At 60.8% G+C, this 12,847-nt stretch carries 11 protein-coding genes and 1 tRNA gene; 2 read left to right on the plus strand and 10 right to left on the minus strand.

Annotated features, from left to right (window positions below):
* Positions 1-302: 302 nt before the first annotated feature.
* Both ACODNH_RS12750 and aglF read right to left on the minus strand, forming a co-directional pair.
* Positions 303-1,718, minus strand: coding sequence for a sugar transferase (locus tag ACODNH_RS12750; RefSeq protein WP_434530383.1), 1,416 nt, complete (start codon positions 1,716-1,718; stop codon positions 303-305).
* Between the two features lie 356 nt (positions 1,719-2,074).
* Positions 2,075-2,830: a UTP--glucose-1-phosphate uridylyltransferase AglF gene (gene aglF / locus ACODNH_RS12755; RefSeq protein WP_058992757.1), complete on the minus strand. Its 756-nt coding sequence runs from the start codon at positions 2,828-2,830 to the stop codon at positions 2,075-2,077.
* 88 nt (positions 2,831-2,918) lie between these two features.
* Here aglF and aglM point away from each other — a divergent pair, with 88 nt between their 5' ends.
* Positions 2,919-4,226 (plus strand): UDP-glucose 6-dehydrogenase AglM, encoded by a 1,308-nt coding sequence (aglM, locus tag ACODNH_RS12760; RefSeq protein ID WP_306704680.1) that lies wholly within the window; start codon positions 2,919-2,921, stop codon positions 4,224-4,226.
* 5 nt (positions 4,227-4,231) lie between these two features.
* On the opposite strand, the gene ACODNH_RS12765 is transcribed toward aglM, so the two are convergent.
* The 7 genes from ACODNH_RS12765 to ACODNH_RS12795 all read right to left on the minus strand — a co-directional run bounded on the left by ACODNH_RS12765 (position 4,232) and on the right by ACODNH_RS12795 (position 11,007).
* Positions 4,232-4,726: a hypothetical protein gene (locus ACODNH_RS12765; protein WP_306704682.1), complete on the minus strand. Its 495-nt coding sequence runs from the start codon at positions 4,724-4,726 to the stop codon at positions 4,232-4,234.
* On the minus strand, positions 4,719-5,192 hold the full coding sequence (locus ACODNH_RS12770; RefSeq protein WP_306707426.1) for a hypothetical protein: 474 nt from the start codon (positions 5,190-5,192) through the stop codon (positions 4,719-4,721). The genes ACODNH_RS12765 and ACODNH_RS12770 overlap by 8 nt, the downstream gene beginning before the upstream one ends.
* A gap of 69 nt (positions 5,193-5,261) precedes the next feature.
* Positions 5,262-7,595, minus strand: coding sequence for an STT3 domain-containing protein (locus ACODNH_RS12775; RefSeq protein ID WP_306704684.1), 2,334 nt, complete (start codon positions 7,593-7,595; stop codon positions 5,262-5,264).
* Positions 7,596-7,643: 48 nt separating this feature from the next.
* A complete protein-coding gene (locus ACODNH_RS12780; RefSeq protein WP_306704686.1) occupies positions 7,644-8,639 on the minus strand; it encodes an NAD-dependent epimerase/dehydratase family protein in 996 nt (331 codons plus the stop codon).
* Complete coding sequence (locus ACODNH_RS12785; RefSeq protein ID WP_306707428.1) at positions 8,632-9,564, minus strand: NAD-dependent epimerase/dehydratase family protein; 933 nt, start codon at positions 9,562-9,564, stop codon at positions 8,632-8,634. The genes ACODNH_RS12780 and ACODNH_RS12785 overlap by 8 nt, the downstream gene beginning before the upstream one ends.
* Before the next feature lie 2 nt (positions 9,565-9,566).
* Positions 9,567-10,739: an NAD-dependent epimerase/dehydratase family protein gene (locus ACODNH_RS12790; protein WP_434530384.1), complete on the minus strand. Its 1,173-nt coding sequence runs from the start codon at positions 10,737-10,739 to the stop codon at positions 9,567-9,569.
* Between the two features lie 121 nt (positions 10,740-10,860).
* Positions 10,861-11,007 (minus strand): hypothetical protein, encoded by a 147-nt coding sequence (locus ACODNH_RS12795; RefSeq protein ID WP_306704690.1) that lies wholly within the window; start codon positions 11,005-11,007, stop codon positions 10,861-10,863.
* Positions 11,008-11,064: 57 nt separating this feature from the next.
* Between ACODNH_RS12795 and ACODNH_RS12800 the strand changes: the two genes are divergently transcribed.
* A tRNA-Pro gene (locus tag ACODNH_RS12800) sits at positions 11,065-11,137 on the plus strand.
* Positions 11,138-11,315: 178 nt separating this feature from the next.
* Here the strand turns inward: ACODNH_RS12800 and ACODNH_RS12805 are convergent.
* On the minus strand, positions 11,316-12,836 hold the full coding sequence (locus tag ACODNH_RS12805; RefSeq protein WP_434530385.1) for a hypothetical protein: 1,521 nt from the start codon (positions 12,834-12,836) through the stop codon (positions 11,316-11,318).
* Positions 12,837-12,847: the final 11 nt, after the last annotated feature.

Raw genomic sequence — 12,847 nt, forward strand, 5'->3', positions numbered from 1 at the left:
AGCGCCGAAAACAGCGAATAATGGATCGACAGTGTGCGTTTCGCGTAGATCGATGACGATGACCGTTGACTGCGACACTACTGTGTGGCTCAAATCATCCTGCCGTGTCACTTTGCCGCTGTGACTGTCTCTGCATCGTTTATCGAAACTCGATGAGACAGTGCACCAGCGTGATGATCACGGTTCCCAGATTTAGTGCCACGATACGCCCCTACTGGAGTGCTTACTGAGACACACTGGTTCACCACGACCGGCGTATTGCGGTCGAATACTGAGATGGTAGACTCAATGACTAACTGTTCTCAATGGTTCCTGTGTGCCGTTATCACATCAATAATAACGCTCCAGACCTGTCTCGAAACGAGTTTCATATCATAGCTAAACGACTGATCGCGCACATACTCTAGGTCGTATCGCAGCTTTTCGCCCGGCTCCTTTCCAGTCACATGATTAACTTGGGCAGGCCCGGTCAGACCCGGTTTGACGAACCATCGTTTCTGCCAGTCAACGACGCCGGTCTGGATATCCGAGTCCAGTTCTGGTCGTTCGGGCCGTGGGCCGACGACACTCATATCGCCCCGCAGTATCGACCAGAGCTGTGGAATTTCATCCAGATGCGTCTGTCGCAGCACTCGCCCAACCGATGTTACGCGTGGATCAACCCCACCTGCATCTTCGTCGCTGATCTTCGCGCCGGTTTCGCCTTCCGCGTTCTCGATCATCGACCGGAACTTGTAGATCGAGAAGGTCTCGCCGAACACCGCTGTTCGGTCTTGTCGGTACAGTATTGTGCCGCCGTCCTCTAGCTTTATCGCTACTACAATCCCAATAATCACCGGCGATAGTACAATCAGCCCGGCCGATGCAAACGCAATATCGAATGCGCGCTTGAGAATGTAGTCCTGTATGTCCCAGGGCTCGATTTCCACGTCGACTAGCGTTCCGACCCCACTGCTGGCGGTCAGTACAGAGTCTGTGTGTTCTCGGTGGACTTTTGCGTTGACACCATACTCGTAGCAGGCGTCGAGCGCGCCGAAGAACTCCGCCCGGTCGGCGTGTTCAAACGCTAGCACGACCGTATCGATATCATACTCGACGAGTACATCCTCGATTCGCGAGAGACCACCCAACCGTTCCAATCCACCGGGGTTAGTTCCGCCGTCAGCGATGGCTTCGGTCCGTTCGACTGTCGTCATAACACTCGTCGGACAGAGATATCCCAGGAGCGTCCCGTCGACCTCGCTTGCTACTTCGTCTATCACTCGGAGGTTATCGCCGACGACGATGGTTCGCTCGCCGTTTGATGATGGCCGCTCTCGAATCCACACAAACCACGCGGGCAGTGCGACCAGTAACAACGGGGTCACTAACACGACAGTCAAGCGCGGCAGTTTGTATGAATAGTCGAAGTAGCCGATTGTCGCCAGAACGAGAGCTGCCACGAGCACCCGCTTCTGGGCCAGCGCTACAGCATCGAGAATTCTCCGTGGACGGGGTTTGTACAGCGGGAGGAACACGCTGACGACGACTGCGGTCGTGACTAGGAGTTCGATCGTGAACTCCGGTCCCTTTGGAGGATCGGTCGGCAACCGACTGAGTATCGGGATGGTTGTCGCTATCGACTGGATGGTAGCGTTGTTGACAAGTGCGACGGCGACCGCTGTCAGCACGACAACGCCGGCTACACTTGCGACTCGATACCGCCAGCCACTATCCATTATCAGTGTGATTGCCGAGTTCCGGCATAAGTCCTACGTCCCGGGACTCAAATGCTGAAGCTACTGTCCGTGGACACGCGGCCCAATAGCCCTGAATTGTCGTTGTGATACCGGGAGAAAGTGCTGCACGAGACGTATTCGTGAGCCGACGTCCCCACGGTGTACGTACCGACGCAGCCGTGTCGGCTATCGCAGCGTCGATCCAGTTCTTGCTGTGCCTGTTCCGTTTGACGCTGTACGATAGATCTCGTCTCACGGTGGTGGTCCAGCCTTCCGATTGAGTACCCGCATAGCCACGCGGCCCACGTGAGTGTCTGGTTTCACTGGTTACTGACCAGGCTACCCAAGCTGGGTTCTCACTCGCTCGCAGCGATGTTTTCGGCGGCTATCTCCGGATCAATCTCGCCCTGTAGCCGCTTCTCGGCCTGATCGCGGTCCTCGGGATAGCCGATATCGTTCCGCCAGCCGTCCATGCGGATCGCGTCGATCGTTCGCCCGGAGTGTAACAGGAGGTCAATCGCATCACTGATCTCGTACTCGCCGCGATTGGAGGGTTGCACCAGATGGCAGGCGTGGAAGATAGCCGGCGTGAACGTGTAGAACCCGGTCATCACTAGGTTCGACGGCGGCTCTTCCGGTTTCTCGACGACTTCGGTGATCTCGCCGTACTTGTTGGTATCACAGACACCGTACCGCCCGGCCTCCTCCCAGGGCACTTCCTCGACGAGGAAGGCGGCGTCGGCGCGTTCTTCGGCCTGACGGTTGACGACGTCTTGGAGGTTCGCTTCGAAGATATTGTCGCCGAGCATCAGCATGAAGTCGTCGTCGACATGCTCCTCGACGGTCAGGAGTGCGTGGGCAAGGCCGTTCTGTTCGCGTTGGTGGGTGTAGGTAATCGGGACGCCATCGAACTCGTCCTCGTAGTGATTAATGATGGCCTGCTTCTTGTAGCCGACAACTACCAGCAGTTCGTCAGCACCCAGTTCGATCAGTTGCTCGAAGCAGTGGGTCAGAATCGGTTTCCCTGCGACCTCTACCATCCCCTTCGGCTTGTCTTCAGTCAGCGGACGGAGACGGGTACCCTCACCAGCGGCGAGTACGACAGCTTTCATATATCTCAATTCGTTGGCCGTCCGATAAAACTCTTGTCGAATTATAAGATCCGAATTATAATATCCGCTCCTTGACTACTGCCGCTCGATGAACGTCAGTATTGTCGGGAGCGGATACGTCGGGACGACGGTCGCGGCGTGTCTTGCGGATCTCGGGCACGAAGTCGTAACGATAGACATCGACGAAGACATCGTTGATGCAATCAATGACGGCGAGTCACCGATACACGAACCTGGGCTTGACGAACTCGTCGCCGAACACGGTGGTGGGCGACTCCGGGCAAGTACCGACTACGAGGAAATACTCGACACTGAGCTAACGATGCTAGCGCTCCCGACGCCCTCCAACGACGATGGAAGCATCGACCTCCAGTTCATGGAAGCCGGGGCGGCATCTATCGGTGAGGCGCTGGCTTCTGCCGAGCGCCCGGCAGACGACCCGCATCTCGTCGTCACGAAGTCGACTGTCGTCCCGAACACGACTGAGGATCGGCTCGCACCACGTATCGCCGACGCCGGTCTTGAACGGGGGGTAGACTTCCTCGTCGCGTCCAATCCCGAGTTCCAGCGCGAGGGGACGGCCGTCGCGGACTTCCTGAACCCCGACAAGCTCGTCTTCGGGACGGACGACGACCGATCTACGGCCCTGCTCCATGACCTCTACGCGCCACTACGCGAGGCCGTTGACGGTGACGTGCCGATCGTCGAGACCGGTATCGCCGAGGCCGAGATGATAAAGTACGCCAACAACACATTCCTCGCAACGAAGGTCAGCCTCATCAACGACATCGGGAACATCTGCAAGGAGTTCAACGTTGACGCCTACGAGGTCGCCGATGCTATCGGACTTGACGACCGAATCAGCGAACAGTTCCTCCGAAGCGGCGTCGGCTGGGGTGGCAGTTGCTTCCCGAAGGACACGGACGCCATCATCGCCGCGGCGCGGGAGCAGGGATACGACCCTGCGGTCCTCTCTGCGGCCGTGGAACTGAACGACGCCCAGCCTGAGCGTCTCCTCTCTCTCCTCGACAACCACGCCGACGTGTCCGGCAAACGCGTCGCCGTTCTTGGATTGGCATTCAAGCCCGGCACGGACGACATCCGGAACACGCGAGCGGTTCCGGTCATCGAGGGATTGCAGGAGCGCGGTGCGGATATCGTCGCCTACGACCCCGTTGCCACCGAGAATATGCGCGAACGCTATCCCGACATCGAGTATGCCGACTCGGCTGCGACCGCTCTCGAGGGTGCCTCCGGCGCTATTGTTGTCACTGACTGGGATGAGTTCGGAGCGCTCGACGCTGAATTCGACGAGATGGCTGCCCCTGTCGTCGTTGACGGCCGACGTATCATTGACCGGCGCGACGGCATCACCTATGAAGGATTGACCTGGTAGCGCGGTCAGTTACGCGACCGTTTTCGCCTATCAAGGACTGTTACTGTACCGGCAGCGAGTAGCGCTACCACGAGCACGGTCGGGTCCGAAGACACGTACAGGCTCGGTGTCGGCGGCCGCCAGTTTGTGAACGGATACAGCCAAGCGCTTGCCCGCCCGTCGGCGTACACCCGCATCCCATCGAGCAGGAGTGACGTGAGGCCGCCGAACGTCACCAGGCCGTACACTCGTCTCCAGTGGCGTCGATCGAATGCGACGGTGATAATTCCAGCGAGCAACAGGACTCCGCCGAGTGTGGAGAGCGGGTCGTATGAAAACGGGAATCCAAGTATAGATTCAACCGTTCTCTCTTCAAGGACGATTTCTATTTTCACCAGATCAGGAATCGCCGCACCGCCCATCCCAACGACGACCCAATGCTGATCGAGCCAGTCGACGCGCCAACTCGCGACCGTGAGAAGGATATACGGAACGAGCAGGTGTGTCAGCAGGTCAGCCATCACGGGCCTCCAGCGTCCACGTCTCTCTATCGATGCGCCAGTACCGGAAGGACAGCAGCAGGAATCCGAATGCGCCGATAGCCGAGGCGCCGTACTTGTAGAACTCGGCCCACCGACTGCTGTTAACGACTTCGATGCGCTCGGCCGCTATCGTCTGTGCTGGTTCGAGCGTCCCGTACACCTGGACAACGCCACCGGGTTCGACGGCTGTTCTCGTCTCAGTGACCCTGAGTGTGATTGCCGTCCCATCGTTTTCGGCCCTGATTCGCATCTCGCCTTCGCTGGTCTCTGTCACCGTGCCAAACACCATAAGCTGCTGACCGACGTACGACTCGTACCCAGCCGAAAGGTCCGTAGCATCTGGATACGGTGACCGTTCGTCCTCCGTAATCTCTGCGTGGACGAACAGTCCCCCGAGTGTCAGACACAGCACAAGCACGATGACGACACGAACCCAGACGCGCACATCCTCTGTTCTTTCGGTGGGTATCATGGTCGTTTCGCTTCAGAACTACGGCATACCAGTCTGCGGAAATCACTCGACAGTGACGTTACCGCCGCCGTATACTGTCTGCTCTGTGACTTTGACGGTCGTTTCACTACCGCTCTCGGTCGTCACGGTGTACGTCCCTGGGTTTGCGACGGTAACAGTGAACTCACCGTTTCGGTTGGCTGTCGTCTGGCGCTCGTAGTCGATCTCTCTGTCCGAGACAGCGACCGTCGTTACGATCGAGACGGTCGAATTCGGGGCCACAGTCCCCTGTATCGTCCCACCGGGGACGACTGCGAACGCCCTGTGGCTCCCGTCTTCGCTTGTGAAGAGCGGTCGGTAGTGAGACAGGCCGTCCACATCTCCGTTCCGGCTTCCGAAGTGCTGGTGTAGCCGAGTATATATCGCGGTCGGCTCCTCGATGTCAGTTTCTGTCGTCACGACGTATCCGACTCGACTGGAAATCCGATTATGGGCCTTATCAGGGTCTGTGGCTGTGACGAACGGCCCGTACGTCTGGCGGGCGTAGCTGTAGCTCCGTGACTCGCCATTGACGAAGTAGTTGTACACGCGATTCTGTCCCCAGCGGCTGAGGACGTAGTTTCCGGGATATTCGAGTCCGCGCTCGGCGGCGTCTGCCTCGATTGCAGTCGCCGCGTCGTATGTCCCATCCTCGACGAGTACTTGACTCGTTTTGACTGGTACCTGCACCATCCCGAGGGCCCCGAACAACAGGAACAGCACGAACAGCGACACAACTGCGCGGCTATCCGGAACGAGTACGTCTCGCAGATCTCTGTCGCCAGTCGCCAGCACCGGACGGGCCAGATCGACCCACGAGGCGACCCAGACGAACGCGAAGCCAGAAAACAGCGCGAGAAACGGGGCCAGTTCGCCGACGAAACGGACCTGAATCACAGCAAGGGCGAACAGTAGCCAGGCGTAGCTACTGGCGACGAGCCAGCCGCTCCGGTCGCTCCGAGCGAGGTCGACGCCCCACACCATTGCTGGGAGCGCTAGGAACAGTGTCAGGCCGAGCAGGAACAGGAAGCCAAATGCGTCTGCGTTGAACAGTCCGTACGTCTCAGCAATCGCGTCGGATCGAAACAGCGTATCGAGACGCCTGCTGAACGTTCCCCACTGTTCTGTGAAGCCAAAGCGGAAGACAAGGAGGCCGACGACGCCAAGCCCGATATCGACCGCAGCCAGCTGTCCGGCGGTGCCACCGAAGCGTCTGGCTACTTCTGCTGTCACGATGACGACAACTGTGCCCACCGTCAGCAGTGCTGGCGCACTAGCGACAAGCGCAGTTTGCCAGCCGGTGACAGTATGGACACCGCCAGCGAGTATCGCACCGAGGCTGACACCGGCAAGAACTGGTGCGTTCTTGACCAGTGCCGATCGGTCGTTTGAGACATCCAGCAGTGTCTGTCCCAGCACCACCAGACTGGCTGGCAGGACAAGCAACGGTCCGGCCTCCCACGCAAGCACCTGGCCGGCGATCCCGACCCCGATACCGACCGCGGCAATCCACGGCTGTGGTCGACGAAGCGACGTTCGATTCGTGGCCGTCGTTAGCGCAACCACGAGTGCAAGGGCGGTGAGCCCCAGCCAGGGGTAGTCGAAGGCGTGGTGGTCCGCGAATCCGAGGCTCGTCCGGAAGGCGTGGCCGGGAATAAACGCCAGAAAGAGGACCGATGCAAGACCGACGCGCCGGTCGCTAGACACCCGAACTGCGAGTAGATAGAGCAGGACGCTCGTGACGAGTGCTGACACGACCGGATACCAGGCGAGAACGTGGCCAATAACTGGTTTGCTCCCACCAAAGAGGCTGGCGACCCACCAGAGCGTCGCAATCGTGAGTGGCTCCCCGTTGGTTATTCCACCAGGGAGCACGGAGAGCGCCCCGAAATCGGCTGCGCTGGCGGCGTTCGCCGCGACCTGTTCGATGTGGTACCTGTAGTAGTAGGGGTCGTTACTTGATAAGACGATGTCGCCACCGCGATATATTGACCCGATGACGTACGTTCGGGCGACGAACACGACCGCTATGGCGGCAACGAGCAGGCCAGTTGCTCGTGCGTCGAAATCAAAGCGTAGCGCGTCACCGAGCGCCAGCCCGTGCCCGCTGTCGCTACCAACCTCGGATTCGCCGTTGAGCGCGGCCCGCACAGCGTCGGGATCGGCGACGCGGTACTCGTCACCAGCCTTCTCGACGATGCCAGCGGAGACAAGTTCACCGAACTGGCCCGAATCGATGGGAATGTCGTCGAACGTCCAGCCGTCCTGCCCGTCGTCGACGGCCAGAACCGCTTCTGTCGCATCTCGTAGCTCGGGCCGGTCATCGAGTACCGCTTCCGTCCCGGGCGTATCGCTCATGTGTCCTCTCTTTCCGGTCTGGCGAATAAATCCATCGGGACTCGTCGTCTACGTGTTCGTCGACTCCAGTGCTGTCCGAATCGCTGACTCGATATCGTGTTCCGGTGACCAGCCTAGCGCATCGGTCGTCCGCCCGGTATCGACCGGGAACGAGTCGACGAGTGTCTCGTCGTCGCCCCGTGGGTTCTCGACCAGTTCAACGTCGGCATCGACGTCGGCAACATCGGCGGCGAGATCCTTGACGAGGTTGGCCACATCGTGGACCCCAGGATCCTCGTCGCTCGCGATTTCGTATTTCTCGACGCCGGTCTCGCCGCGGTCCAGTTGCTCCAGCAGCCGTTCGCAGCTATCGACGTAGGCCCGGGCCACGTCCTTGACGTGAATGAAGTTCCGGGACTGCGTCCCGGGCTCGTAGACCGTCAGCGTCTCGCCAGCGAGCGCACGGTTCACGAAGAAGTTGATGACTGTTCCCTTCGAGACGGTCTGGCCGTCTATCTCGTGGCTTCCGTAAAGGTTCGAGATCATGAACTGATGGGCCGGGAACGTGCCGTCGGCGTACGTCTCAATATCGCGCTCGTTGAGCAGTTTCGTTCGGCCGTACCAGTTCAGCGGGTCCCGCGGATGGTCGACCGTAATGGGGAACTCCTGTGGATCGCCGATGACGGCCATCGAGAACGGGAAAATCAGTGCCGCGCCTGTCTTGCGGCAGAACCAGGCGACGTTGTCTGTTCCCTGAACGTTGACCTCGTAGGCCAGATCCTGCTTCTGCTCGCAGTCGTCGACACCGGAGATGGCGGCGAGGTGCATCACGACGTCGGCCCCGTCCAGCGTTGCTTCCAGACGGTCCCGGTTCCGGATGTCGACGTGCTCGATCTCGACGTCGCCGACGGACCGCACGGTACCGAGATAGAAGTTGTCGATAGCAGTGATCTCCCAGTCGGGGTGGGCCTGCTGTAGTTCGTAGATGACGCGGCTGCCGATGTAGCCTGCACCGCCGGTGACGGCGATGTGGGGCCGTTCGCTGGTTGATTCTGTCTCAGACATTGGTGGTGAATTTTTCCGCGAGGTCGCGGACACCCTCGCGGAGCGTCCACGATGGTTCGAAGCCGGTCTCGCTCAGCCGGTCGAAGTTGACGTGATACGACGGGCCGGGATGCTCGTCTTCGAGGTAGGTCACGTCGACCGGGGCGACCTCGTCGGCGACGATATCGGCAATCTCCGAGATCTGGTAGTTCGCGTCCATCGACCCGACGTTGTACACCGGTTCGTCCCAGGAATCGGGGTCGCACGCCGCCTCCGCGTAGGCACGGGCAGCGTCTCGGACGTGGATGAACGGCCGCCAGTTCGAGCCGTCGCCGTAGACGGTGAGCGAGCGGTCGGTGAGTGCCCGAAACACGAAGTAGTTCACGACGAGGTTGAACCGGATGCCCGGCGAGTGGCCGAAGTTCGTGGCCATTCGCAGGGCGGTGCCGCTCATGTCGAATTCCTCGCAGTACTCCTGCAGTAGCGTTTCGGACTGGAGTTTCGTCTCTGCGTAGGGGTTGATGGGATCTGGGTTGACCGTCTCGTCGATGTCGGTGCTGGTCGCGCGGCCGTAGACGTTGCACGAGGAGGCAAAGACCACGTGGTCGACCCCGAGTTTGCCGGCTGCAGTCAGGAGGTTTTCGGTGCCGTCGTAGTTGATAGCGAACGTCTCGTCGCGGCGCTCGTGTGTGCTCGACGCCCCGGTGATGGCAGCGAGGTGGATGACGCGGTCGACGCCACGCATAGCGCTCTCCACGTCGCCGTACTCGCGGACGTCGCCCCGGCGGAATTCGAGCCCGTCCCCGAGCGTCCCCAGCAGCGCCCGCGGGGACCCTGAGGAGAGGTCGTCGAAGACGACGATGTCATCCACGCGGTCGTCCGCCCGGAGCAACGGTATCAGCGCGCTGCCGATGTAGCCACAGGCCCCGGTGACCAGCACGTCCATCATCAGTCCTCGCTCAGGACGCCCGGGAGGAAGCGGTCCTCGTGGGACTCAATGGTGTCGGCATAGCGGGTCAGCGTCCCGAAGATGTCGTCGACGCCGTCCTCGAAGGACTGTGACTGGCCGCCGATGAGGTCGTCATAGCAGTCGTTCTCGATCTCCATCTTGTGGGTCTCGTCCTCGTCGCGGGGGTTCTCGAAGTGCTCGACATCTACGTCGAGGTCGTACTCGCTGCCCACGTCTGCAATCGTCTCAGCGATCTCGACGATACTGATGGCGCGCGTGACCTGGTTGTACACTGTCAGGCCCTCGGGGCGCTCGTCTGGGTCGGTGAGGGCCACTTCGGCCAGCCCTTCGACGGCGTCTTCGAGTGAGATGAACGGCTTGCGCTGCTCGCCCTTGCCGTAGACGGTGACGGGATAGCCCGCGACGGCCTGTGCGCAAAATCGGTGCGTGACCGTTCCGAAGTAGTAGTCGAAGTCAAAGCGCGTCTTGAGGCGGTCGTCTTCGCGGGTTTCCTCGGTTTCGGTCCCGTAGACGATGGCCGTCCGCACGTCAGAAATTGGGATGTCAAACTGGGTGTGGGCCAGCCGCATGTTCTGTGCGTCGAAGCCCTTCGTCGCGTGGTACCAGCTCCCGCCCATGTTGGGGAACGGCACGTCGTCGCGCTCGCCCTGATTCTCCATCGTCGCGCCGCCCTCGGGAATCGGGAACTCCGGCGCGCCGTAGACGCCCGTCGTCGTCGTCTCGACGAAGTGGGTGTCTGTGAGGTCGTGTTCTTCGAGGCCCCACAGGAGGTTCCGCGTCGCCTGGAGGTTGTTGTGCTGGGTGTAGTTCGCCCGCTCGCCGTTGATCTGGGAGTACGGTGCGGAGGGCTGTGCGGCGGTGTGAACGACGACTTCTGGCTCGTGGACCGCCAGCAGTTCGTCGACGAATGACTTCTCAGCGAGGTCGCCCTCGACGAAAGAGAGGTTCGTCAGGCCGTGGACCTCGCGGGCCGCGTCGAGGCGCTCGTCGATGCTGGCGACCGGTGTCGCACTCGTCGCGCCGACGTCTTCAACCCACCCACGCCGGGAGAAATTGTCGACAAGCAGCACTCGGTCGTCTGTTCGGTCTGCGATTCGCAGTGCGGCTGGCCACCCGACGTAGCCGTCGCCGCCAGTGATGAGGATAGTCATAGTTACTCAGATAGTGAGTAACCGTGATGCGTAATCAATCTTCTGTTTAGCTGTCCGTTTGTCTCGTACAGCCTGCCCGCTCGTGTGACACTTGACCCCTCAAAACAGCAATTTAATCTCTTTATTGGACGATATCGAACCGACCGAAGTACTTGGAGATGTACTGGTTCGCGTCCGCCGGTGGTTCCGTGACGACGCGATACGCGTCATGTTGGTCGCCGAGGCCCATGTCCTCCGCTTGCGGGCCACCGATGAAACCACTCCCCATCTCGTTGTTTCGCAACCGTTAAAACTGCCCCTGTCTTCTATCCGATTGCTATCGCACGGGCCGGTGGGGTAGCCTGGTATCCTTCGGCCTTCGGGTGGCCGTAACCGCGATTCGAATTCGCGCCGGCCCACTTTTCCAATTCAAACCGGTCAGAGACATTTCCGGGTCTGGAGGTGGCCGCACCACGTTCTCACGGGCGAAAGCACTGCGCGCTCACAGAACAAAGCTCCATGGCGGTTCGAATTCGCACTGGTTCCTGTTTCATCTACAGCATCGAAAAGCAACAGGACCGCTCTCTACGCCGATTATCAGCCGTTGTTCCGACCCCGAGTGACTACGTAGGCCTGTCCGCGGAACTGGAACCGTCGACGGTTCGAATCGTATCCGAGTACGCCGTCCACAGCCCGCTCGTCGGTCTCGACAACGATATGACGCACATCGTCGGTCAGGAACGGGAGGGCGTTACGAAGTCCACCCTCGTACGTGGCGAACCGACCGCTTGCCATGACCTGTTCGGCGATAACCCGCTCACTCGCGCTGTCGGTGCGAGTCAGCGAGAACGTTGCGTCGGCAGGACGTTTCCCATCGCCGTGACGGTCAGTCGTCACGGTGACGGTGTCGCTGTCACGCGCTGTTGACACGTCGTCGGTTGGCGTCACGGCAGCGCGGTCACCGACTAGCTCGACTAGGGCACTGCTCTCGGCTGTCGGATGCCCGTAGCCGGCGACGACGGCGTACTCGCCGCCGCCGAGATAGCCCTGCGTGAGGCCGTCACAACGGCAGTCGCCGGTTCCACAACCGACGGCCTGTCGGTTAAACGCCCGGAGGTCCCACTGTTCCCGACCGCCCGGCACCAGGATGCGACAGTCGTCGGTGTGGCCCGTCGGCGCGATGTGGAACCACTCGCCGTCGACGAGTTTGTAGAGATTCCAGTGGCCACACTGCAGTCGCTCGTGGCTGTTGTTGACCATCTCAAAGCCCACCTGTGCGTCCAACTGCACTCGCTCGGCGGTCGGGCGAACGAAGGCTGAGGTCGTCTTATTTGCTTCGTGGAACCACTGGACGCTGCCGTCGCCGGGAAACGGCGGGAGCGAGCGGCCGGCGAACCGGGAATCAGTTTCGGGGCCGGGACTCCGCGTATCCCAGACGGAGACCGAGAGGGATTCGCCTTGGCCGCGGAACTCGTAGGTCCCGGTCGGCCGCCCGGACTGGCCTGGTTCGCCGACGAGTGCGTACTCCAGTCGGACCCATTCACCGGGGTCCAGCCGGTGGGTTTCTGGCATCCACGGACCGACGTCGTCGACGCGCCAGTACCCCTCTTCCGTTCGGCCGAGCGAGGGCACTTCCTCGGCGAGTTCGTTGTTCTCCGTGGGCGCAAGATGGAGGCGGGCTTCGTGGTCATAGCCACTGAGTTGGCGGCTATATGTCCGTCCGACCCCCGGAATCCAATCGATTCTGAACGTGTTCTCGAACTCGTTGCCGTTCTGGAGCCAGCCGCGAAGCGTGGCCGGATGGCTGTCAGTCGCCGTCCGGTCGAACCAGAACCCGATTCGCGCTCCGTCGTCGGTGTGGAGTCCCGGCGAACTGAGGGCGTAGGTTCGCGGCCCGGTTTCCAGTTCGATGACCGTCGTCGGATTCTCGGGTCGCGGTGGGTTGCCCGTATTTGTCGGCGTCTCTGCTCCGCTGTCGTTCGCGTCGGTTGGTGACTGGTCCGGTTGCGGTGCAGGCGTCACGCTGTCAGTTTCATCCGCTCCAGGGGCACCGAACGAACAGCCGGCGAGCCCGGCCAGCGCACCCGGGACCGACGCGAGGAGGGCACGTCTGCGCATAGTCGAGTGGT

It is taken from the genome of Haloarcula sp. NS06, assembly GCF_051122755.1.
GTDB lineage: Archaea > Halobacteriota > Halobacteria > Halobacteriales > Haloarculaceae > Haloarcula.

Excerpts from the sequence above, each read along its gene's own strand:
- ACODNH_RS12795 (WP_306704690.1), bottom strand. The coding sequence starts at position 11,007 with ATGGGGAGTGGTTTCATCGGTGGCCCGCAAGCGGAGGACATGGGCCTC.
- aglM (WP_306704680.1), top strand. The coding sequence starts at position 2,919 with ATGAACGTCAGTATTGTCGGGAGCGGATACGTCGGGACGACGGTCGCG.
- ACODNH_RS12780 (WP_306704686.1), bottom strand. The coding sequence starts at position 8,639 with ATGTCTGAGACAGAATCAACCAGCGAACGGCCCCACATCGCCGTCACC.
- ACODNH_RS12790 (WP_434530384.1), bottom strand. The coding sequence starts at position 10,739 with ATGACTATCCTCATCACTGGCGGCGACGGCTACGTCGGGTGGCCAGCC.
- ACODNH_RS12775 (WP_306704684.1), bottom strand. The coding sequence starts at position 7,595 with ATGAGCGATACGCCCGGGACGGAAGCGGTACTCGATGACCGGCCCGAG.
- ACODNH_RS12805 (WP_434530385.1), bottom strand. The coding sequence starts at position 12,836 with ATGCGCAGACGTGCCCTCCTCGCGTCGGTCCCGGGTGCGCTGGCCGGG.
- ACODNH_RS12765 (WP_306704682.1), bottom strand. The coding sequence starts at position 4,726 with ATGGCTGACCTGCTGACACACCTGCTCGTTCCGTATATCCTTCTCACG.
- ACODNH_RS12750 (WP_434530383.1), bottom strand. The coding sequence starts at position 1,718 with ATGGATAGTGGCTGGCGGTATCGAGTCGCAAGTGTAGCCGGCGTTGTC.
- aglF (WP_058992757.1), bottom strand. The coding sequence starts at position 2,830 with ATGAAAGCTGTCGTACTCGCCGCTGGTGAGGGTACCCGTCTCCGTCCG.
- ACODNH_RS12785 (WP_306707428.1), bottom strand. The coding sequence starts at position 9,564 with ATGGACGTGCTGGTCACCGGGGCCTGTGGCTACATCGGCAGCGCGCTG.